The sequence below is a fragment of the Prevotella melaninogenica ATCC 25845 genome, assembly GCF_000144405.1.
GTDB classification, from domain to species: domain Bacteria; phylum Bacteroidota; class Bacteroidia; order Bacteroidales; family Bacteroidaceae; genus Prevotella; species Prevotella melaninogenica.
This window is the reverse complement of sequence record NC_014371.1, coordinates 360,012-384,298: the sequence shown is the minus strand read 5'-3', so window position 1 is coordinate 384,298 and position 24,287 is coordinate 360,012. Positions and strand designations below refer to the sequence as shown.

Annotated in this window: 16 protein-coding genes; 6 read left to right on the top strand and 10 right to left on the bottom strand. The window is 40.1% G+C overall.

Going from position 1 to position 24,287, the window contains the following annotated elements:
• Positions 1 to 129: 129 nt before the first annotated feature.
• Complete coding sequence (gene trmB / locus HMPREF0659_RS08590) at positions 130 to 927, bottom strand: tRNA (guanosine(46)-N7)-methyltransferase TrmB (RefSeq protein ID WP_013265305.1); 798 nt, start codon at positions 925 to 927, stop codon at positions 130 to 132.
• A gap of 135 nt (positions 928 to 1,062) precedes the next feature.
• Between trmB and HMPREF0659_RS08585 the strand changes: the two genes are divergently transcribed.
• Entirely contained in the window at positions 1,063 to 1,854 is a 792-nt protein-coding gene (locus tag HMPREF0659_RS08585) for a Cof-type HAD-IIB family hydrolase (protein WP_013265530.1), read from the top strand.
• 73 nt (positions 1,855 to 1,927) lie between these two features.
• Positions 1,928 to 2,560 carry a cation diffusion facilitator family transporter gene (locus HMPREF0659_RS08580; RefSeq protein ID WP_013265388.1) on the top strand — a complete coding sequence of 211 codons (633 nt, stop codon included), beginning with the start codon at positions 1,928 to 1,930 and terminating at the stop codon, positions 2,558 to 2,560.
• A gap of 524 nt (positions 2,561 to 3,084) precedes the next feature.
• On the opposite strand, the gene HMPREF0659_RS08575 is transcribed toward HMPREF0659_RS08580, so the two are convergent.
• The 5 genes from HMPREF0659_RS08575 to HMPREF0659_RS08555 form a co-directional block, all read right to left on the bottom strand.
• Positions 3,085 to 4,749 carry an AMP-binding protein gene (locus HMPREF0659_RS08575; protein ID WP_013265321.1) on the bottom strand — a complete coding sequence of 555 codons (1,665 nt, stop codon included), beginning with the start codon at positions 4,747 to 4,749 and terminating at the stop codon, positions 3,085 to 3,087.
• A gap of 225 nt (positions 4,750 to 4,974) precedes the next feature.
• Positions 4,975 to 7,122 carry a peptidylprolyl isomerase gene (locus tag HMPREF0659_RS08570; protein ID WP_013265078.1) on the bottom strand — a complete coding sequence of 716 codons (2,148 nt, stop codon included), beginning with the start codon at positions 7,120 to 7,122 and terminating at the stop codon, positions 4,975 to 4,977.
• Between the two features lie 100 nt (positions 7,123 to 7,222).
• Positions 7,223 to 8,488 carry a hemolysin family protein gene (locus HMPREF0659_RS08565; protein WP_013265567.1) on the bottom strand — a complete coding sequence of 422 codons (1,266 nt, stop codon included), beginning with the start codon at positions 8,486 to 8,488 and terminating at the stop codon, positions 7,223 to 7,225.
• A 322-nt stretch (positions 8,489 to 8,810) separates the two neighbouring features.
• Positions 8,811 to 9,464: an LptA/OstA family protein gene (locus tag HMPREF0659_RS08560; protein ID WP_004359885.1), complete on the bottom strand. Its 654-nt coding sequence runs from the start codon at positions 9,462 to 9,464 to the stop codon at positions 8,811 to 8,813.
• Between the two features lies 1 nt (position 9,465).
• A complete protein-coding gene (locus HMPREF0659_RS08555; protein ID WP_013265481.1) occupies positions 9,466 to 10,773 on the bottom strand; it encodes a membrane protein in 1,308 nt (435 codons plus the stop codon).
• Positions 10,774 to 10,929: 156 nt separating this feature from the next.
• Here HMPREF0659_RS08555 and HMPREF0659_RS08550 point away from each other — a divergent pair, with 156 nt between their 5' ends.
• From HMPREF0659_RS08550 to HMPREF0659_RS08535, 4 genes are all read left to right on the top strand, one after another.
• Positions 10,930 to 12,108 (top strand): Lnb N-terminal periplasmic domain-containing protein, encoded by a 1,179-nt coding sequence (locus tag HMPREF0659_RS08550; RefSeq protein ID WP_044046180.1) that lies wholly within the window; start codon positions 10,930 to 10,932, stop codon positions 12,106 to 12,108.
• A gap of 6 nt (positions 12,109 to 12,114) precedes the next feature.
• Positions 12,115 to 12,483 (top strand): hypothetical protein, encoded by a 369-nt coding sequence (locus HMPREF0659_RS08545; RefSeq protein ID WP_004359888.1) that lies wholly within the window; start codon positions 12,115 to 12,117, stop codon positions 12,481 to 12,483.
• A gap of 84 nt (positions 12,484 to 12,567) precedes the next feature.
• Complete coding sequence (secA, locus tag HMPREF0659_RS08540; protein ID WP_013265387.1) at positions 12,568 to 15,927, top strand: preprotein translocase subunit SecA; 3,360 nt, start codon at positions 12,568 to 12,570, stop codon at positions 15,925 to 15,927.
• Complete coding sequence (locus HMPREF0659_RS08535; protein ID WP_044046051.1) at positions 15,908 to 16,660, top strand: ABC transporter ATP-binding protein; 753 nt, start codon at positions 15,908 to 15,910, stop codon at positions 16,658 to 16,660. The genes secA and HMPREF0659_RS08535 overlap by 20 nt, the downstream gene beginning before the upstream one ends.
• A gap of 233 nt (positions 16,661 to 16,893) precedes the next feature.
• Here the strand turns inward: HMPREF0659_RS08535 and HMPREF0659_RS08530 are convergent, their stop codons facing one another.
• The 4 genes from HMPREF0659_RS08530 to HMPREF0659_RS08515 form a co-directional block, all read right to left on the bottom strand.
• Entirely contained in the window at positions 16,894 to 19,059 is a 2,166-nt protein-coding gene (locus HMPREF0659_RS08530) for a cytochrome c biogenesis protein CcsA (protein ID WP_013265639.1), read from the bottom strand.
• Positions 19,060 to 19,139: 80 nt separating this feature from the next.
• The gene (locus tag HMPREF0659_RS08525; RefSeq protein ID WP_044046050.1) at positions 19,140 to 20,837 is read right to left on the bottom strand and encodes a di-heme oxidoredictase family protein; all 1,698 of its coding nucleotides are present in this window, start codon (positions 20,835 to 20,837) and stop codon (positions 19,140 to 19,142) included.
• A gap of 116 nt (positions 20,838 to 20,953) precedes the next feature.
• Positions 20,954 to 22,315, bottom strand: a complete 1,362-nt coding sequence (locus tag HMPREF0659_RS08520) for an imelysin family protein (RefSeq protein ID WP_013265652.1) — start codon at positions 22,313 to 22,315, stop codon at positions 20,954 to 20,956.
• Positions 22,316 to 22,362: 47 nt separating this feature from the next.
• A complete protein-coding gene (locus HMPREF0659_RS08515; RefSeq protein ID WP_044046049.1) occupies positions 22,363 to 23,667 on the bottom strand; it encodes a hypothetical protein in 1,305 nt (434 codons plus the stop codon).
• Positions 23,668 to 24,287: the final 620 nt, after the last annotated feature.

Here is a 24,287-nt window from a genome sequence, read left to right as displayed (position 1 = left end):
TTTTTTATGCTTTAAACCCATAGATAACTATATGGGTAAGAAAAGTCAAAAAGACGAAATGGATAGTAAAACTTATCCAATTCAAAATTCATATATATATGTTTCTACCTCGCAAACATCAGAACAACGCTACTTACTCGTAGTCAATCCACTGCGTTTCGTGCGCTTAAATGAGCGGTAATCATCAAGTTCAATCTCAACATCTGGCTCTACCAGTTCACCTTCTCTTGGTAACTGGAACTTCATATACTTGATGTTCAATCCACGTTCAATCCATTGATTCTCATAATAAGTATGAATACCAAGAATCTCACGTGTCTTCTCATCCATCTGATTCTCAGCTACCCTACCCTCGCTTAACTCATTACCATAGAGGTCTTCTGTACGGAACAGAACTGGCAATTGGTTCACATTAACCATGTAGGTAGTATATGTAAAGAGGAAGTTTGAATCCGTCTTAAGATGAACAATACCACCATCTATCAAGAAACGACGATAACGATTCATGAAGAAGGTAGAAGTCAGACGCTTATGCACGTTCTTCATCTGAGGGTCCGAGAAGGTAAGCCATATCTCTTGCACCTCATCTTCGCTAAAGAAACGGTCGATAATCTCAATGCTGGTACGCAAGAAAGCTACATTATCCAACCCTTCTTCCAAAGCTTGTTTAGCACCTGTATAGATACGAGCACCCTTGATATCAACGCCAATAAAGTTGATATTAGGGTAAACACGTGCCAAACCAACAGTATATTCACCCTTACCACATCCCAACTCAAGTACAATCGGGTTATCGTTATGGAAATACTGTTCACGCCAATGCCCTCTCATTTCAAATGGAACTTCACTGATAACGCCATAAGGATATTGGAAAACGTTCTTAAACGTTTCCATCTCTGCAAATTTCTTTAACTTACCTTTACTCATGAGTGCAAAGGTACAATAAAATTAAGGAACGAGCCGTAAGGAGCAGTATTTAATTTATTTAGACTGACTGCATAGCCATAAATTCACTTGATTACAAGATATTTTTGTATCTTTGTACTCTAAAAGTGATTTATCATGGCAATAAAAGCTGCATTCTTCGACATAGATGGTACGTTAGTATCCTTTAAGACGCATCAGATTCCAGCATCTACGATAAAGGCTATTGAGCAGGCAAAAGAACAAGGCGTGAAGATTTTCATCTCCACCGGACGCCCTGTAGCCATTATTAATAACATTGATGCCATCCGACATCTTATTGATGGATATATCACCTTTAATGGTGCACGTTCCTTTGTTGGCGAAGAAGATATCACTTTGATGCCTATTCCCGAAACCGAGGTACGAGCAATGATTGAGGATGCTAATCGTCGCGACTATGCTGTTTTGGTATGTGGTCGAGATGTTGTTGCACTTCATAATCATAAACCTATCTTTGACGAAATCTTCGTCCAAGCCTTGGGTGTTAACAATATCGATATCAATAAACCTGTAGAGCCACTGCTTAGCCAATCCGTTCTGCAGCTAACTCCTTTCTTTAGTGAAGAAGATGAGAAGGCCATTTCTCCATCAATGCCACACTGTGTATCAGCACGTTGGCATCCAAGTTTCACCGATATTACTGTACAAGGAGCTGACAAAGGGAACGCATTGAAGCAGATGTCAAAGCACCTTGGTATCGGTTTGGAAGAATGTATTGCCTTCGGTGATGGTGGCAATGACATGACGATTCTCCAAACAGCCGGTATCGGTGTCGCAATGGGAAATGCCTATGAAGGAATAAAAGCTGTAGCTGACTATGTCACAACAAGTGTAGATGAAGACGGTATACGTAATGCCTTCATTCATTTCGGAATTATAAACAACTAAAGATTAAGGGTTATGGCTTCTGAATCTTGATTCATAAGCATATATAACTATACATTAGGAATTAAAGAAAACAATGTCAAACAAGATAGAACGTTCTTCACAAGAAAAACGTACTGCCTTTGTGGTAGTCTTCGCTTTCTGTGTTATGCTTGCTGAAATTGTTGTGGGACTATCTTCCTACTCAATGGCACTCTTTGCAGATGGCGTTCACATGGGTTCACACGTATTGGTTATCGGACTCAATTGGGCAGCCTACGTGTTAGTACGCTACCTACAAAACAAGGGTGCAACCCATTACAATACAGAAAAGATACTAAACTTAGCTGCTTTCACAAGTGGTATATTTCTGATTCTCACAGCTATCTTTATTATCGTAGAAGCAGTAGAACGATTATCTTCACATGGAGAAATCCACAACTATGAATTGGCATTAACAACAGCAGGAATAGGTTTGGTAGCAAACACTATTAGTGCTTCAATCCTTCATGGACATCATGGTACAGCAGACTACAATAGCCATGCAGCCTACCTCCATGTCCTTTCAGATGCTCTAACAGAGATTGGAGCAATCATCGGAATACTCTGTGCCATGTTTTGGAACATTACTTGGATTGACTCAGCTGTAGCTGTTGTCAGCGCATTGGTTGTTCTCCGTTGGGCAAAACGATTATTATGGGATACTGGCAGATCGCTAACAATGTTATAGTTTTGTCTGCCATCGCATATTTCATTCTAAAGTTCAGGGTTAATCATAGCCGATTAATTCTATCTCATCAGCTTAAAATAAGTCTGATGAGTGCATATTAGAAGGAAAGAAAAAACATTACAAAACCCACAAATCAACATCCTATTTTACACGTAAAAACAGCTTCACATCACACCTTTATAATCATTTGACACTCAAAACATTACAAGATAGCCTTTTAAAAGGTGCTTAGTTAGCCTTCCAAAGGGCGTTAATAAGCCTCCAAAAGGGCACCTTTTGCAAGCCAAAAGGGCGTTAATTGCAAGCTATTTGGTGGTCTTTATAAATTGGCTATGTGAATTTATTTTACATTACTAACTATTGTTGTACTATAATAAAGGGCAAAGTTAGAATTCCTCAACTATAAATCAATCTATCAAAAGGGTAAAAACAAAAGAGGGACATAAATTCCCTTCTACCCATAGTTGCATAAAATGCTGGATAAAAGAGGATTTATATCCCCGATATTCTAATAGAATAAAAGATTATTCTGTGTATAAGAATCGCTTGATTGACTTCTTTGGTGTCTTTTCAAACTCCTCTTCTTGAATACGTATCTCAGCAACCTTGCAGTAAGCTGGTACAATTGTATTCAACTGTGTGCGGTTTTCCTCCATAATATTCTTGAGGTCATCCGCATTGAGTCCTAAGTTCTGAGCTTCGTCATAATCAGGATGAACTAAGGCAATAAGCTTTTCACCACTCTGAATAACTAAACATTCACTTACGAGAGGCAGAGAATTAAGTTTATCCTCAATCTCCTCTGGGTAGATATTTTGCCCATTACTTCCAAGAAGCATATTCTTAGAACGTCCCTTAATAAAGACGTTACCATCCTCATCCATCAAACCAAGGTCACCAGTATGGAACCAACCATCCTTGTCAATCGTCTGACCTGTATCTTCTTCATTCTTATAGTAACCAAGAAGAACATTAGGTCCCTTGGTCAAGATTTCACCTGGTACGTTTACTGGATCAGAACTATTGATACGTACTTCCTGGTGTAAAGCTGCCTGACCACAAGAGCCTTGCTTAAAGGTCTTCCAATCACGATAACAGATAATTGGACCACATTCTGTTGCACCATAACCTACAGTATATGGGAACTCTATGCGACGTAAGAAACTCTCGATTTCACCATTGAGAGCTGCTCCACCAATAATAATCTCGTAAAGATTACCACCAAAGGCCTGATATACCTGCTCACGAATCTTTGCACGTACCTTCTTATTAATTACTGGCATATTCAGCAGAAGACGCATACGATTGTTCTGAATCTTTGGGAATACCTTCTTACGAATAATCTTCTCAATTACCAAAGGTACAGCAATCATAATAACAGGCTTTACCTCTTGAAGTGCTTGAGAGATAATAGCAGGAGAAGGGATACGTGTCAAATAGTAAATGTGAACACCTGAGAGGAACTCATAGATAAACTCGAAAGACATTCCATACATGTGAGCCATTGGAAGAATACTGATAACATTATCTCCGGGCTTAATTACATGGCCTAAAACATGCTTAGCAAAATCAGCATTGCTCCATAAAGAACGGTATGGAAGCATTACACCTTTAGAGCGACCTGTGGTTCCACTGGTATAATTTATCAAAGCAAGTTCGTCTGGACTCTGCTCACGATAGTAATGTATATGCTCTGGACGGAAGTACTTAGGGTAACGACGTCCAAACTCCTCATTGAGATGTTCACGTGCATAAGTCAACTTATCCGTACGACTTACTACCAATGAGTAATCTGGAATATAAATAATTCCCTCCAAGTTTGGCATCTTCATGGCGTCAATCTGAGTCACAACGACATCACCTACAAAAAGAAGTTTTGCATCTGAGTGATTGACAATGTTATGAATCTGCTCTGGCATAAACTCATGCAAGATAGGCACAGCTACCGCACCATAAGTGAGTACTGCAAGGAAAGAAGCAGCCCAAGCAGAAGAGTTTCTTCCACAGAGTGCTATCTTATCACCACGTTTTACACCACTTGCCTCAAACATAATGTGCAACTTTTCAATCTTTCTTGCAACATCATGATATTGAAGGGTCTTGCCTTTATAATCTGTTAGAGCATCACGGTCCCAATGTTCGATGATACTCTTCTCTATTAATTCATTAAAACTCGGAATCTTTTCCATTGCACAATATTTCAATCTGTGTGCAAAGATACATATTTATAAGCACATTTCAAAATATTATGTGCGGAAATGTATAAAGATTAGCTTAAATGAGAGCATCAAAGAAATAATTATTATGACACGATATTCAACTTGTTAAAGCCACAAAAAAGCTATATAAAGAAAAAAGACGAATATACTTTGATAGTACATCCGTCTTATATATATATAAGGTGTAGTTATCTCTTAGAAGAAGAGGTAGCGGTTATCAACAACCTTTGCCTTAAGGATTAGATCCTGCATAAAGTTACCAACCAACTGCATATTTGCCTGAGCAGCCTGCTGCATTACCAAAGTCTCATCGTACTTAGAACCTGCACGCATAGACTTCTTTACTACCTGGAACACATAAACACCAGCATTACCCTTTACAGGAGCCTTAGAGAACTTGCCTGCTGCTGTACCTGCAACTGCACCTGAGAGAGCTGGCTCTACAGAACCAGTTGCTTGTACGAATGCTGGAGCTGCAAATGTAATCTGATTAACAGAAGAAACCTTAGCCCCCTTAGCCTGAGCTGCTGCAATAGAGTTTACACCCTTGAGCTTAGCCATGAGTTTCTCAGCCTTCTTATCTTTAATAACCTCACGTTTGAGGATTTCCTTTACCTGTGCATCATCCCATGAACGATAGCCCTGTGGATGAACAGCAGTCAAAGCGATAACCAAGAGGTGATCATTATTACCACACTCATAGAGAGGTGACACCTCACCCTGCTTAGCCTCGAAGAGCCACTTCAGCGCGTCATGTGTACCAGGAATACCACCAACATAGTGCTCAGCCGTAGAGATGTCATTGAGTGACTGAACCTGATAACCAGACTTAGGAGCATTCTTCTCAAGGTCAGCTACAGTAGAACTCTTAGCAACAAACTCAGAGAACTTATTGTAAGCATTGCTGCGTGTAGCCTTAGAGAAGTCTACGACCTTCTTAATAACAGCAGCAGTTGTCTTTGTTGTAAAGGCCTTCTTATCAAGTACCTGAAGGATAATGTTACCCTGCGTAAGAGCAAGATTCTGTGTTGCATTCACCTCACCATTGAGCAGAGCATTTATAAATGTACGGTTGTCTTGATTCATACTTGGAGCCATCTCGTACTGCTGACCAGTAAACCATACCTTCTCACCAGTCTGACCATAACGCTTTGCAAGTGCATCAAAATCAGCACCACCAGCCAATGCCTTCTGGATTGAGTCTGCCTTAGCACGTGCCTCATCAGGAGTTGCAGCTGCAATATTAATCTGACGGAACTGGATTGAGTCTGCCAACTGTGCCTTAGAAAGTACACGGATAATATTCAAAGTATTGTCCTGAGCGTTTTCAACAACACCAGTTGTACCTACAGAAAGTGAATCAATCTTTGATGCAATGTCAGGATACTGCTGATAAGCCTTGTTACTTACAGGAAGACCAAGATAAGGAATCTCAGAACCACTCTTGCTAACAACAGCAGCAGGATCTGCTGCAGAAGCGAGTTGCTTCTGGAAGTCGTTCATCTCCTTAACAACCTGACTGCGGTCTGCAGCACTTGCCTTAATCTGGAAGTCAACAAACTTGATATCACGTGTCTCAACATTCTGGCGGAAAGCTGGCTTCAACTCTGCATACTTAGCCTTGAGGTCATCGTCTGTCACCTTAACATCAGCATCCTTTACAGTGCTGTAAGCCAAAGAAGCAAGTTGAATCTGACTTTCCTCGTTATTATCCTTGAAAGCCATCTTAGCCTCAGCCTTGTTTGAGAGAACACAACTTGCGAGCAGTGCCTGATACTTCTGACCGAGCAACTGAGCACGAAGATTCTTCTCTACAAAGAGCCAATAGTCATAGATAGGCTGCATCTGCTCTACCTGTGGAGACTTTGCAGCCTTAGCCTTGTTATAGCTATCAAAGAACTGCTTTAGAGCATTTACATCAAAACGACCAGTCTGCTGGTTCACGAATGGAGTCTGAACCAACATTGGATTAGTACCCTCATTCAATACGTTCTGAATCTCTTTCTCTGTTACAGTAAGACCAACCTTCTCTGCGTCAGCCTCGATAACACGATTGCTTACAAGCTGCTGCCAAACTTGGTCCTCTACTTGTTTAAGTTCCTGATCGGTGAGATTATCACGCTGCATAGTAAACTTAATTGCAGACTGATACTCATCAATCAACTTCTGATAATCCTGGACACTAATCTTTTTGCCCAAGATTTCTCCAATCTGCTGACGCGCTTCGCCCTTGATTCCATCACACGAGCGAGCTGCATCTCCAGCTAAGAATGCAAACAAGGCAAGACCGATAGCGCCTACCAGTATGCCGCCTTTGCTTCTAATTTTTCCTAATGCTGCCATTTTAGATTTATTATTTGATTTTAATTATTCTATTCAATATGACAAATTGCCCACAAAAATACAAAAAAAAGGGCAAGTACCATAATTTTTCATTCAGAAATTACTCTGTACCATTGACTTTTAGCCGTACGAGTTCTATTTTTGTCATGGTATTCTTGATTATCTTAAACTCGTATTGCCCAACTGTAATGATTTCGTTTAGTTTTGGAAAACTCTGATAGACGTGTAACAATAAGCCTCCGACTGTCATATAATCATCATTCTCTGGCAAATCAAGATTGAACATTTCGTTCACTTTATCAATTTCCAAACGTGCCGAAAGGACATACTCGTTATCATTTATCTGCTTTGCAATATACTTTGTATTGTCATGCTCGTCCTCAATGTCGCCGAAGATTTCCTCTACGATATCTTCCAATGAAACAATACCGCTGGTACCGCCAAACTCGTCCACAACCACTCCCAAGCTTTTCTTTTGGAGAAGGAAAACCTGCATAAGTTTATGTGCAGCCATCGTTTCTGGCACAAACGGCATTTGTCGGATATGGTCTTTCCAGTTCTTTGGAGAACGGAACATCTCTGAAGAGTGAATATAACCCTTTATATGATCGATATCCCCTTCATAAACAACTATCTTAGAGTTACCACTTTCTATGAACATTTGCTGTAGTTCTTCGAGCGAGCAATTCTCTTCAACAGCCTTAATCTCAGTACGTGGCACCATGCAATCACGCACTTTCGTATCTTGAAATTCCAAGGCATTTTGGAATATCTTTACCTCGTCTTCTATCTCATCTTCGTTCTTAGCATTCTCAATAGTACTCTGTACGAGGTGGTCAAGATCTACTCTCGTAAACGTACCATCAGACTCTTTCTCATCCATCTTTACACCAACAAGACGCAAAAGGACTCGCGCAAGAAAGGTTGCAAAGCGACTAATAGGCCAAAGAATAATAAAAAAGACATATGCCAATGGGGCAAAAAAGGTAAGTAAGCGGTTAGGATTGCTCTTAAACAAGGTCTTAGGTAAGAACTCTCCTGTAAAAAGAATGACGAGTGTTGATGCTAAAGTATCTAATATCACACGCGTTGCTGAATCAAACGATGCAAACAGTGTCGTATCAAATATCTGAGCAAAGAAGATACCATACATAACAAGAACAATGTTGTTACCTACAAGCATCGTAGATACAAAACCATTCGGATTATTATAATAAATGGTTAGACACTTTTGTGCAATACCATTCTTCTCCTTATCCATCTCCGCAAGAAGACGATTACTTGCAACAAAGGCAATCTCCATTCCTGAAAAGAATGCAGAGAGTACCATTGTTATTATAATTCCTATAATTAAATTTATATCCAATTTCTTATTACTATTTAGTGCGACTTGGTAAACATTTCCCGTACATGTTAGCCATAAGTCTCTTCTTATATACGACAGTTATGAACCTATTTTCTCATCTTCTATGATTGTGTTGATGCTCCACACATGTCGTGCGAAGGCTTAGCACCAATGGTGCGGAGCACTAATTGCAATGCAATAGATTAATGAAAGGAAAACAACTTGTTGCAAGTAAGGATTGTAAGGATAAACTTACTAACGCTTAAAACAACACGAAACTATCTATTTAAGAGAGATTATACATGGTAGGGAAGAATATTTAAGTTTTATCAAACTACAATTATTACTTTTGTTTAACTACAGGACCTTTCATGCTGTCAACACGTGTGGTATCAATAGGCGTAAAGGGAGGAGAGCCAGCAGGCGACATAAACTCATTATTAGAGAAGATGCCCCACCCCTTTGTCTGTCGTATCTCGTAATTTGTCATCTGCTCATCGCTATGGAACCAGTTTCCTTGCAATTCCTTATCAGGTGTCTTGAGGTGTGAATAAGAATATGACCACATCTCATGGTTACGCTCATCCCAATAGAGTTCATTGCTATAGAAATTAAGACCTTGCGCTGTAAGGATTCTTACACGCCCTCTTAGTTCCCAACGACGGTCCTTATCAAAGTAAACAGCAGAGTCACATTGAATATAACCCACTACATGTTTCTTCAAATCAAACTGAGTAAGTAGAATTCCTTTATTGAAAGTCCAACGTGAAGGTCTTCTATTCTCATTAATTTCCCAACGCTCAGTAACAATACGATATTTGATAACGCCTGAATCTGAGATAAGTGTATTGACACCATATGTTGTCATAACCGGCACAGAGTCACGGTCATGAATAGCAGGAGCGGTATGCTCACGTTCCTCCGAACAGGAAACCATAGCATAGCTCGCTGTAAATAATACTAATCCAATAAAAAATGAATAAAGGCTTGAACGCATATTATTCAACCTTGAACTTAGCAAACCAGCGCTCATTAAATGTGAAACCAACGTTGATACGGAACATATTTTCCTTAATCATTCCCGTAACACTCTGGTTCACCCACTCTGCACTGATATTCAACATACTGCGATTATTGTAAGCATTGAGGATTGGAATACCAACTCCAAGGCTTGCAGAAAGCTCGCGTGGACCGTCTACACCATTAATCTTTAGATAAGGACTGGCATAGCTAAAACCTGCTCGATAGTGCATACGACTAAAGAAACCACGATAGCGTTCGCCCTTGCAGTAGTCACCACCTAATGTGAACTTATGACGATCATTGAATTGTCCATCAACGAGATTATAGCTTGTTGTACCATTGACTGTGGTTAATTGTGGGTACTTTAGCTTAGCCCACTTCTGCAACTGATAGTCAACACCGAACTTCAGACGGTTATTATGATTCCACATCAAACCAACTCCGAAAGTATGAGGCAGTTCAAGAGAGTTTGATACAACATAACGAGTTGTATCAGAAATGCTTGTTTGTGAATTTGTTGAAATCAAATTACACTCAGCCTCTGTCCCTAAATTATGTCCAAGAGAGTAAGTAAGACCCAAGGTCAGCTCATTCTTCTTATCTACAGCATAAGTATATTGTGCACCGAAGTCAACCTTGTAGCTTTTTACCTGTGCAGAGTAATTCTTTGACAATGTATTAACATAACTGTCACTATAGGTATTTGTCGAATTACGATTCAATGTTCCCCACAAGTAACCAATATTCGCACCAAATGAGAAACCCTTAAAAGGCTCCCAACCAGCACCTAAATAAACAAGATGTAAACCACCACTACCATTATAAGCATTGGAATACGTAGCATTTACAGAAGATGTACTTGGGAAAGCATTGACATTTTGAGTGTTACTAAAGTTGTAACCTACATTTGTATAAGGTAAAAGACCAAAGCTAACACCCACATGCTTAAAAGCTCTGAATGACGCAACAACGTATTCAATATCAGCATTCTTAGCATTTACCTTGTTACCATTTTCCTCAAAATTAGTCAACTGAAGGCTAACACCTGCATCAAATATGAATGAAAGAGAGTCAACAGAAGCGTATGAAGCAGGGTTCGCATAGTTCACCTGATTACGCTCATGAAATCCGTATGCCAATCCGTTCATACCACGATTAAAACTTGTTGCCTGAGATGCCAAAGCACCTAATCCATACTGACTATATGGAGAGTTAGTTCCGCTTTGAGCTGACACCTGTACTGCAAGACCTGCAAGGAACGCTGCTGCAATTATCTTTTTCATTCGCTTTCTTTTTCTTATTCTGACGATATGTCTAAACAATATATTGGCGCAAAGTTATTAAAAAAAATCTATATTGCAGAAAAACAATAGAGGATTTTGATTTTTAATAAGCTTTCTTTGTGCTCTCATGCTTTTTTTACTACCTTTGCGGAGAAAATGAAAAAGGGATTATTATATATTGTACTGACTTTCATCCTGTCTGTTGTTAACGCTACAGCGGGGGCTCAGTCTATGACTAATCCTGATCGTATTCAAATATCCCTTTTGACTTGTTCACCCGGTAAAGAAGTTTGGGCACAATATGGTCATACCGCTATTCGATATTACGACAAAGAAAGCGGAGAAGACCTTGCCATCAACTATGGTATTTTCTCCCTCAACCAAACATACTTTATCCCTCGTTTTGTTCTTGGTATGACAGACTATCGCATGGGAGTTCAACCTATGGATATGTTCCTTGCTCAATATAGTTATGAAGGGCGAGGAGTTGTCGAACAGGTTCTTAATTTATCAGCTGAAGATAAAGAGGTTATCTATAAAGCTTTGCAGGAGAATATGAAGCCTGAAAATGTAGTTTATCGCTACAACTACTTCTTTGACAACTGTACCACAAGGGCACGTGATATGCTCGTCAATCACCTCCATGGAAAGGTTGTTTATCCACCAGCAGAAGAAGATGCAACGTTCCGTTCTATGATACATAAATGGAACAATAAATATGAATGGTCACAATTCGGAGAAGACCTCCTACTCGGTGTGAATGCTGATCGTAAGACAACAAAGTCTGAACAGCAGTTTCTTCCTGAGAACTTAAGGAGTGACTTTGACAAAGCAAGATACAACGGAAAGCCTTTAGTAAAGGAGACTAACATACTATTAGATGCTGAAACAGAAGTGGCAGAACCAGCTTTTCCACTTTCTCCGCTATCTATAGCACTCATATTTGCAGTTATCAGTCTTGTAATGATGCTCTTTAGCTATCGTAGACAGCAGGTTTATTGGGCGTGGGACTTAGCTTTAATGCTTACATCGGGGCTCATGGGAATTATCTTCTTCGTTATGATTTTCTCACAACATCCATGTGTTAGCCTGAATTTCATCCTATTATTCTTTAATCCTTTACCATTGTTCTTCCTTTATAGTACAATTAAAAAGAAGAAGGTAATATGGTGGAAAATATGGGGAGTCTTTATCATTTTAGGACTTTTCGGAAGTTTATTCCAAGAAATACCACTGCCAATATTAATTGTGGCATCATTCTTGCTATTACATTGTATAGTACATTTGCGGATTAATAAAGCGGTTGCACCAACCGTGAGTAGTTCAAAGAAATAAAAGATAATGAATAAATACATCACCGCTTTACTTGTCGTACTTGCGGCAACAGGAGTCGAAGCGCAGAGCTATCAGTCTGCGCTAAAGATTGCGTTGGGTGATGTCAACATCGAAGATCTTTGCCATAAGCAAGCGTTTAAGGGTGTTGAACAGGAGATTCTGTCAGTTCTTGAGGCCTTTAAGCAGATTAAAGAAGACGAAGAAACAGAGCCTGCACAAAGCAAAGCAGTCTTTGTGACAGACTTATACGACAATTATTCCATTGCTTTAACATCTCAATCAAATAATAATCAGGAATCACAACTATTCCTTCCTAATCCTTCCTTAAGGACTGGAATCAAGATTCGTGCCCCCAGTTTACTTCCTTTAGCGTAATAAACAATATTACAAAACATAGATATATAGAAGTAAACAAAGAGGGAAAACCTCTAATATAAATAACAAACTCAATTAGAATAAATGAATTTCAATAAGATATTAAAGGCACTTTTCGGAGATAAGTCAACACGTGATATGAAGCTTATACAGCCATACGTAGATAAGGTAAAGGCTACATATCCAGAGATTAAAGCACTCAGCAATGACGAATTGCGTGCAAAGACAAAGGAAATCCAGAAGTATGTCCAGGATGCAGGTAAGGAACAACGTGAGAAGATAACCGAACTTCGTACAACAATTGAAGCTACACCGATTGAAGATCGTGAAGCTATTTTCAATCAAATAGATAAACTTGAGAAAGAAGCTCTTGACAACTATGAGAAGGCTCTCGATGAGGTTATGCCAGTAGCATTCTCTATTGTTAAAGATACAGCACGTCGTTTCTCTGAGAATGAGGAAACTATCGTAACAGCAACCGACTTCGATCGTGAGTTGGCTGCAGACCCCTCAAAGGACTTTATCACTATTGATGGCGACAAGGCTATCTACCATAATCACTGGACAGCAGGTGGTAATGACCTCAAGTGGGAAATGGTTCACTATGACGTACAGGTATTCGGTGGTACAGTTCTTCATCAAGGTAAGATTGCCGAGATGGCTACTGGTGAAGGTAAAACCCTTGTTGCTACCCTTCCAGTATTCCTTAATGCCCTCACTGGTAATGGTGTTCACGTCGTAACTGTCAACGACTATCTTGCAAAGCGTGACTCTGAATGGATGGGGCCTCTCTATATGTTCAACGGTCTTTCAGTTGATTGTATTGACAAACACCAACCAAACTCTCCTTCACGTCGTAAGGCTTATCAAGCAGATATCACCTTCGGTACCAATAACGAGTTTGGTTTCGACTATCTGCGAGACAATATGGCAGTATCACCAGCCGACCTCGTACAACGTCAGCACAACTATGCTATTGTCGATGAGGTTGACTCTGTGTTAATTGACGATGCTCGTACACCTCTTATTATTAGTGGTCCAGTACCAAAGGGTGACGTACAGATGTTTGAAGAATTCCAGCCATTGGTACAGAGCCTTTATGAGGTTCAGCGCAAGCAGGCTACAGAACTTCTTTCAGAAGCTCGCCACAAGTTAGCTGAGGCACAGAAGAATGCAAACAATAAAGAGGTTTTCCAGAAGCTCCAAGAGGAAGGATTCCTTGCCCTCTATCGTTCATTTAAGGCACTGCCTAAGAACAAAGCCCTCATTAAATACCTCTCTGAGGAAGGTATCAAGGCTGGTATGCTGAAGACAGAGGAGTATTACATGGCCAATAACAACCGTGAGATGCCAAAGGCTATCGAACCTCTCTACTTTGTGACAGACGAGAAGTTGAATTCATGCGACCTCACAGATAAGGGTACAGCATGGTTAGCTGCACAAGTAAAAGATGACCAGTTGTTCGTATTACCTGATATTACCACAGAGCTTTCTGCGCTTGAGAAGCAGAAGGATGATAAGATTATTGATGAGCAGACATATATCGACCAGAAAGATGCGTTGATGGCTCACTATGGTGTTCAGAGTGAACGTGTACACACATTGCAACAGCTCTTGAAGGCATACACCATGTTTAACAAGGACGATGAGTATGTTGTCTTGAATGGTGAGGTTAAGATTGTCGACGAGCAGACAGGTCGTATCATGGAAGGTCGTCGTTGGAGCGATGGCTTGCATCAGGCTGTTGAGGCAAAGGAACATGTAAAGGTAGAGGCAGCGACACAGACTTTCGCAACGATTACTTTACAGAACTACTTCCGTATGTACCACAAACTTGCAGGTATGACGGGTACAGCTTCTACTGAGGCTGGTGAGTTCTGGGACATCTATAAACTCGATGTTGTTGAGATTCCAACCAACCGTCCAATCCAACGTAAGGATATGGAAGACCGCGTTTATAAGACAGCACGTGAGAAGTATGCAGCTGTTATCGACGAGGTTGAGGCAATGAGAAATCAAGGTCGTCCTTGTCTTGTTGGTACAACATCTGTCGAAATCAGTGAGCTTTTGAGTAAGATGCTTAACATGCGTAAGATTCCACACCAGGTTTTGAATGCTAAGCAGCACTTGAAGGAGGCTCAGATTGTTGCCGAGGCAGGTCGTTCTGTAGATGGTCTTGGTGCAGTAACAATCGCTACCAACATGGCAGGTCGTGGTACCGACATCAAGCTTTCTCAGGAAGTGAAGGATGCTGGTGGTTTGGCAATCATCGGTACAGAGCGTCACGAGAGCCGTCGCGTAGACCGTCAGCTTCGTGGTCGTGCTGGTCGTCAAGGTGACCCAGGTTCATCAGTATTCTATGTATCACTTGAAGACAAGTTGATGCGTCTCTTCGGTTCAGAGCGTATTGCTAAGGTAATGGATAGACTCGGCTTTGAAGAGGGTGAGCGTATTGAGAGTTCAATGATTTCAAATAGTATTGAACGCGCCCAGAAGAAGGTTGAGGAAAACAACTTCGGCATCCGTAAACGTTTGTTGGAATATGATGATGTCATGAATAAGCAGCGTACAGTTATCTATGAGAAGCGTCGTCACGCTTTGATGGGTGAGCGTATCGGCATGGATATCTCTAACATTATTTGGGACCGTTGTGTAAATATCATTGAGAACAATGACTATGAGGGTTGCAAGGAACAATTCTTGAAGATTCTTGCAATGGAATGTCCATTCACGGAGGAAGAGTTCAATGGTGGTAACACTTCTGAACTTTCTGAGCGCAGTTTCCAGGCTGCAATGGAAACTTTCTCACGCAAAACAGAGCGTATCCAGACTGTTGCATGGCCTATCATCAAGCAGGTATATGAGAATCAAGGCGCAATGTATGAGCGTATCATGGTTCCAATTACAGATGGTAAGCGCGTTTACAACATACCATGCGACTTGAAGGAAGCTTATGAGAGCGAGGCTAAGTCTGTTGTTAAGCAGTTTGAGAAGGTTATTCTTCTCCATATCATTGATGATGATTGGAAAGAGAATCTCCGTCAGTTAGACGACCTTCGTCACTCTGTACAGAATGCTTCTTACGAGCAGAAAGACCCATTGCTCATCTTCAAGTTGGAGAGTGTGAAGTTGTGGGACAACATGATTGACGATATGAACAATCGTACTGCAAGTGTACTCATGCGTGGTCAGATTCCAGAGATGCAGCCAGCTGAGGACATTCAGGAGGCTGCGCCAGAGGAGCATAGCCAGCAGTACAGAGAGGAGAAGGTGGAACTAAATGACCCTAACCAGGTTGCTGCAGCACAGCATGACACCCGCGAAGGCGCACAGGAAGTAAACCACACTCCATATCGTGCAGACAAGATGCCACGTCCAAACGACCCATGTCCATGTGGTAGTGGTAAGAAATTTAAGAATTGTCATGGTCGCGATATCCGTTAATAACCTTATAAAGAAATTCGGGGATAAGACAGCTGTGTCTATCCCCGAATTTTGTTTTCCCTCCAACGAGATTATTGGTCTTGTTGGGAATAATGGCGCTGGTAAGACAACTCTCTTCCGTCTGATTCTTAATCTAATCAAAGCCGACAGTGGTATCGTAAACTTCTGTCTTACTGATGAAAACAGTCAACAGGATAAAGCAAATCTTAACAGCAATATGACTTTAGTTTCTCATCTTGAAGACGCATGGAAAAGTTATATAGCTGCTTATCTTGATGAGAGTTTTTTAATAGAGTTCCTTACGCCAAAGGAGTTCTTTACCTTTATTGCGAAAGTCAATAACATTGAAGAACTGGAGATGGAAGAAAGACTTAACAACTTACAATCCTTCCTTGGCGATGAGGTTCTTGGCAGAAAAGTATATATCCGTGAACTATCTGCAGGAAACAAACAGAAGGTTGGCATAGTTGCTGCCCTACTCTCTTGTCCAAAGTTCGTTATCCTTGATGAGCCTTTCAACTTCCTCGACCCAAGTAGTCAGAATCATCTTAAAAAACTTTTGATAGAGTATAAAACGAAACATAAGGCTTCTATTCTCATATCAAGTCACAATCTACACCATACAACAGATATCAGTAATAGAATTGTATTGATGGAGAAAGGTGAGATTATAAAGAATATTGATGACATAACAGAGGAGTCGATAAAGGAGTTAGAGAACTACTTCTTGTAGAGACATAAAACAATATTAGAAACGAATAAGGTCTGAATGTGCGAAACATTCAGACCTTATTCGTTTGTAAGCAACAACAAAAACGAACTTTTCTTGTCCTTATCTATTAGTGTACGACTGCTCCGCACATGTGGTGTTGCAGCCCCGCACATATGGTGCTAATGGTCAACACCATTTGTGCGAAGACCTCCTTAACTCTAAATAAACATATGAGTACAACACACATGTACACCTTAAGCATAAGAATGCATACCACCAAGGATATAGTTGACACCAAAGTAGGTCATAAGTATACTAAAGAATGACAGTAACATAAAGAGATGATAATTCTTTGGTTTACCTAATGCTGAAAAAGAATTGGTATGCAAGGGGATAGCATAAATCATGAAGGTAATCAAAGCCCACGTTTCTTTTGGGTCCCATCCCCAATAGCTTCCCCAACTAATATTAGCCCATATAGCTCCAATAAATATTCCTAATCCCAATGTTGTTATGGCTGGATAGAGGAAAATCTGTGAAAGAACGGTCAACTGGCGATTAGCAGCCATAATGCTTTCTCGTTTACTATTACAAGTAAGAAAATAGGCTATCGCACTAATAAACGTAAGAGAGAGAAGTGCGTAAGAAATCATGATGATACTTACATGAATGCTTAATAGTGGACTATTCAGCACAGGCATACGCGGCGTAATACTTGGATCCATCTCGCCAAGATGACTTACAAGAAGCATAAAACCACTCATGAGTAATCCGAAAGTTGTCATAAGTTGTAGCTTCCTTGTCGTCAAAACAGATACAAGCATGATGAGCCAAGATAACAGTAACATCGTCTCATAGCCGTTAGCAAGTGGGATCGTACCATTAATAACCCATCTCAGAGCTAACGTAAAGGTAAGAACGCACCATGAGAGAGACATTAACCAGGTAAAAAATCTATATCTTTTCTTATGTGCAAGAAATAAGACTGAGAGTAAACCTGCTGTCAAATTAAAAATGAAAAGTATAGTTGCAAATGGGAAATGATTGTAGATTCCCTCTGCTTTAATCACTGTATCAGATGGAATAGTATTGCCACCATATCTATATTGGTACTTTCTTAATTTTAAGATAAGCTCGTTCAGCATATCTATTTTCCCCTGTCTGGCAAGCTGCCCCGCTAAAGGAAGAATAGATCGAATATACTGTTGCTGTTCCTTTGGCATATCTTTCGGATATCTATCAGTAGGTGTAAACCAGTCAACAGTATTACTTTTAGACATATAAGGGAAGATTCTGAGGGGTTTACCTTGTGTTAATTCCATCAACAGCATCATCTTATCGTCTGTATCAAGCAACTGCTTTGATACATTGTCATTCTCCTGCTTATGTGCATCTTGTAGGTAAGGTCCTAAGATATAACCTTGTTGTCCAAACAAACTCATAGGAGAAATATATTCATTTAAGTTCAGTTTATTACGCAGTTCAGCTCCCTTTAGTCTTAAGATAGGCTCCTTCATCCATTCTTGTCCCCAGAACATAAAGCCCGTTAAAACCTGAGTAGGAGTAAAGTCTTTGTAACTTTTCTTACCATAAAGTTTTTTGGTAAAGTCGATAGCATATGTCTCTATAGGACAAATTCGTCCATTATATACAATCAATATCTTTCCAAACTCGTCAGCAGTCTGACGTGGTAATGCAGGCTGTGCACTTGTATTCAAACAGCCCATCACCAACATGATGCCAGCTATTGCTTCCTTACGGAGCAAACGTCGGAAGTTTCCCTTAGGGTCAATAAGCATCGCAATAAGTCCGAAAAACAGAAGAGCATAACCTAAATAAGTAACAGGAATTCCATACGGGTCGGAATTAACAGAGAGATAACTACCCTTCATGTCTTCATCATAGCTACTTTGATAAAGGCGTGTGCCATATCCAGAGTAGATATTATTCATTGAAATCTGATACTGTTCATGCTTATCTCCTTGGATAAGTGTAACAATTGACGCATAATCCATTGCAGCCATATTGCCAGCATGGTAAGATACAGTAAACTTGTTCAGTTGAATACTGAATGGTAGTTTAGCCTCGTTTCCATCCTTGGTAATATACGTATCTATCGCTTTCCCTTGTCGAAGATGTACCACACCTTTATTAGAGGTGAGATGAGTTAGCAATGCACCAAGGAGAATTACAACAAAAGACAAATGTAATGTTATAACAATTGGCCGACGAATCTTTCGCTTTAGAAAATAAACAATGCCTGCTGCAGTACCAATAGCCCACAACAAACAAAACCACCACGACCCGAAGATGTTGTCTGAAACATAATCAAGACTGGTATATTTCCCAATGATTGTCCCCGTTGCCATCACTATTACAAGGAGAATATAAATAATTTCAAGCGTCTTCTTTGTTCGCATCTGTAAGATAATAAAGAAGAAGATGAGTCCTTCTGAGACTACATCTTCTTCCTATAAATGTTCTTGTTACTTACTAAAAATTAGATAGAGCGTATGAACTTAACCACTGCATCTCTATCAGCCTTAGGCAACTTATAGAACTTCACAGCAGCATTATAAGCCTGACTGTTCTTACTATAAGCATGCCACATGATTGCTTCAATCTCATTGCGTGCTCGAGCATCATGGAGACGATCTTCTGCACCAGAGTTGATAAGTGACAGACCTCTACCCCATAAAGGTGTTGTACGGCACCATGAACCATGAATATCATTCTTCATATCCAACTTATGCTGGATAAAGTCTGAGTAAGGATAAATCTTCTGATTAGCATACTTAGGCAACTGCTTATTACCAAGAATCTTAGAAGAGCCATGATTGTCTGCACCTGTTGTCCAAGAAGCCTTGTGACAGTGTGCACAACCTAACTCTGTTGTGAAGAGTTCCTTACCACGCTGTACGTCCTTGTCGTTCAAGTTTCTTGCTCTTGGAACAGCAATACCTCTGTGCCAAACCATAAATGCATGATAAGCGTCGTCGCTCACCTCTGGCTTGAAGTTGAAGTAAGGATTATTATACAAGTCAACATTATCGTTTGGAGAAAGCAAATAGCCTACTGCCTTCTTTATACCTTCGCGGGTTCCATCATTGTAATATGGATGTACGTAAGAGTTAGGATTGCTACCATGCTGTTGAATGTAACTAATCACATTCTCATTCTCAGACATCGCCTTTGCCCATGGCTCTGTAGAACAGATATGCTTAATATCTGAACGTAAGATGTTCAACTCATCCCACAAAGCTACATCATTCTCAAGACAGCCATCAAGTAAGTCGTAGTTGAAACGCTTGATGAACTTGTTTCCAAAATAATCACTTGCCCATGCTTCAGGCTTCAACTGCTTTGTCGTGTTATCGAAGAACTCTGGGTTCAACTCTACGTGCTGTCCTTCTGCCTTGTATTGCTTCTCCAGGTCTTCGTTAGAGATTGCATCTATCAAACCAAGTCCTTGGAAGTTACATGAAGCTATCAAACGTACTTCATAGTTGCTTGGCACTGGGTCTGTGTTGAAAGCAGACTGTGGAATAGCAACAGAAGGATAACGAAGACTAAACTTCTCACCATCAGGGAACTGCATTGGGAGTCCGCTTGGCATTGAAGTAACATCATGCCAAGTAATCTTTATCTGCTTTGGATCTACTGGTGGCAAGAATGGCTCTACAGCTTGAAGCATCGTAAAGGTAGTCAACTGGTCAATTGGTGTACCATTATTGCTTCCTGGAGCATCAGGTGTATAAACAGAAACGATGTAACCATTGCCCTTTACTGGTTCCATGTCATTACGACTATGGCCATGGCTATATCCGCCAGAGTGGCAATACTCACATGAACGACGTGAAGCTACAGGGCCCCAACCTTTGTATGGTTCGGTACTAAGGGTATACTTAGCACTTGCCATCATATCACCTTGATTGAAGAGATCAGTTAGTCCTTGTTCGTCGATGGCTGGTGTGTTGTCCTCATAACCACCTGCAGCAGTATTCTCAGTTGTGCCAAGCTTACCACCTGGATACCATTCGTCAGCAGAGAAGTTACCTACCGCTTGACCAATGTACTTCGTTTCAGGCTCTGATGGCTTCAGTGGTGTTTCTGGTGAAACATTGTCGTCTGAGCATGCAGCAAACAAACATAATAGTGCTCCAGCAAGTAAAAAATTGCTATAGCTGTTGTGTCTCATAATGTTTTATAGTTTAAATGTACGTTTGAAATGTAGCCTTGTCCTAAAGAAGACAAAGCTACGTTCTTTAAATTATCTTTATATTATCTTTGCTTTTCAGATTTGCAAGAGTTGGATTACTTATCTGTCTGTTGATTAATCCATGTACCAGCAGCATTAAGAGCTTCGTTCAAAGCATCAACCTTATCAATGCAAGTCTTAACCTGTGGATTACCTGGTTGGTCAATGAATGCAATACCACTCTTCTTAGCTGTCTCCAAGGCTGCAATTGCTTCGTTAAGAGCGCTGTTCAACTCATTGTACTTAGGATAGTTGTTGTTCTTCAAAAAGTTCATAATAGAGTACTGAGTTGGAGTAGAGATGTTCTCTGTACCACGAACTCCATAGAGTGAATTCTTGATAGAATAGATGTTATCCTGGTAATCTTGGAATGAACGCTTACTGTAAGGTGACTCAATATAGTTAGCTGCATCGTCTGCAGTACCAGTACCTGTAGCCTTACGATAAGCTTGACCAAGTTTCTGTGAAGCGACCTCCTCACAAATACCACTACATCCGCCAATAAAGATATTGTTCAGTGTCTCATGCCATGAAGCAAACATACCATTCTCCTTTGTGGCGAACTGTGAATAATCACGATATGGAATTAACTTTGCAGAAAGTCCTCTGTGACGTGTTCCATTGACTACCCACATAGCATTTGCAAGCTGATTCAAATGTGATGTTGGGATAGTTGTACCTAACCAACCATATTCCAAGAGATAAGTCATGTTACGGAGGTCACCTGCAACAGCTGCTGCAAAGGCTGCTTCGTTCACTGTACTTACACTTGTAAGACCTGCTTCTGTCTCTTTCTCAGCATTGAAGGCTGCTACTGTACGGTTCTTACCATTACGGAAGAGTACAAACTCCAAGCCATGGAAACCTAACACAGAGTCGAAATTTCCATTGTTGTCATAAACATACTTGGCTGGATTCTCTCCATTAATACCTGCGATAACATCTGCATTATTCAATGCTCTTGTCAACTGATCATGGTCGAGCGGCCATGAGTCGATATGTGGGTCAATCTCATTATCAGATGCAGCACCATAGAGGAATGACTCACTCTGCTCCCAGTCCTTACGTGCAGCCTTGAAAGCTTCACAAGCAGCATCAATGTCATTCTGAGTCAGTGTACCTGCTTTGCGCTTCTGATAAAGATTCTGGCAAGCCTTATAAAGAATATCAGACTTCTCTGCCAAGTCTAAATATGTAGGTTTAACAACTTCATTAATGTAGTTGGCAACAACCTTACCCATCTCTGTCTTATTTGCATTTGCGCTACTCTCGCTTGCAATCTTACTTAACTCTGATTGCTGTTCTGGTGTGAGGATTGTTGTATTAATGACTTCATCATCATCACTACTACATGACACAAACCCCGTAGCTAATGTTCCTGCAAGAAGGAACATAGCAAGTTTTGTTACTTTTTTCATTACAATCTTTTTTAAATAATGGTTATTCGATCTTTATTCTTTGTCTTTTAAAGGAAGAATCCTTGATAAGCTATACCAATATTAATTGCTGGCTCATCATTGTATCCCTTCTTCAGATTACGGTAGTTGTATTCTGCCTTAATAGCAATCTGTGGGATAGGATAATAGTTAATACCTGTTGCAAGAACGGTTCTATTAGTCCACTGCTTAGTTACAGCATGGATGTAAGAGTCATAGTGCTCGATGTGTCCAAAGACATAAAGCTTCTGATTGTCTTCACGCAACTTGTGAATCTGAGAGAAGATATCATAACCAACCTCAAACATCATTGCCATTGCATGACTTCCGAAGTATTTACCATTACCTGACTCATAAGGCTTAACATACTGTACATTAGGGTATGAAAGCTGTGAAATCTCTTGCGCATTGCTTACATAACCATAGTCAATGTTTCCGCGTGCAATCCAATTATACTTATTATAGGTGAAGTCTAAACTACCAAGATAGACATTACCCTTAATCTTCTTCTTCTCTCCCTTCTCACTATCATGTGGAACGTTGTTGTGCATAGCCTGGCCAACATAGCCACTAACACCAATACGAAGACCAGGAATAGTATGATTGTCTACACGTGCAAGGAAACCATACTTATTAGCAACCTCGAACTCGAAAGGACTTGATGTGCCTTTCTGAATCCAGTTAGCACGACTAAAATGATAAGCATCCAATCCTGCAATCATCTGTGCAACATAACTAAAATCACCTGCCTTACCCCAGAAAGAAATACCTGTTTGATGCCATGTACTTGGAAGAATTGTGTTTTCCCCTTCAGGACGATATACTGTAAAGAAGTTTAATGGCTCATGATGTGCATTCACTAAACCAAATGGGACTACAATATGACCTGCTCTAATATTAAATGCTTTACTGAATGATTTCTGAAGCCAGAACTGCTCAAGTTCAACTTCTCCACCTTTCTCTGTTTCATGTTCGAACTCAATTGCTTCGTCTGCCTCATATTCAATAGCAGAACCAGAGCCACCATGCTCAAATTCAATCTCTGATCCTACAGACCAACCTTTTCCAAAATCATAACCAAGATAGATAACGGCATGCGGAATATCAAATCTTCCATGGCTTGGGTCCTTCTTATAAAGACCTGGCGTCGTATAACGATTACCATTATCACTGTAAAAATTGCGAGAATAAGCAGCTTCACCATAACCGCCAAGACTTAACTTATTGCCTTTAGCATGTGTCATAACAGAATCGGCTGCATTTACTTGTGCATGTACTGCGGTCGTACCAAAAAGGAGTACGGCAAAAGTTACCCCAGATATAAACTTCATCATTGAGTTATTATTTAATATATTTATAACTTGGATACAAAGGTAGAGTTTTCTGAATTAAATGACAATACCTAAATATATTGAAATTATGTACCTAAGTCACACCACAACACTCACCCTTTTATTCAGGTTTTTCACCATATTTAGGTATTATTGAAAATAATACAAACAGCCCATTACATAAATAGACTATTTTATCACAACTAATTATTAAGGTCACAATAATCACGTTTCCGTATTAGACGAATTACATACTAACATCTATTATAATCCTAAAACCACCTATATATATTTATAACGTACACATTCTATTGAACCGTCGTTACAAAAACAAACAACACCCTATTTAAGATTTTAAAGGCTATTGGAGCTAAAAGCAAGTCAACAAATTGGCGATTATGTAAGGATTTTTTCTTTCGTAGATTTTTATTGATGCTTAATTGGACTCGAAAAGACGCCCTCTTGGCTTGCAAAAGATGCCCTTTTGAGGTCATATTAACGCCCTTTTGAAGTCCAATTAAGCACCGCTTCGCAAGCATCTTTACAACATACTGATACGCTGCAAGTTACAACAATCCCGAGAAATAGTGTTTTATTCGATTTTTAAAAGAATATTTTACGAT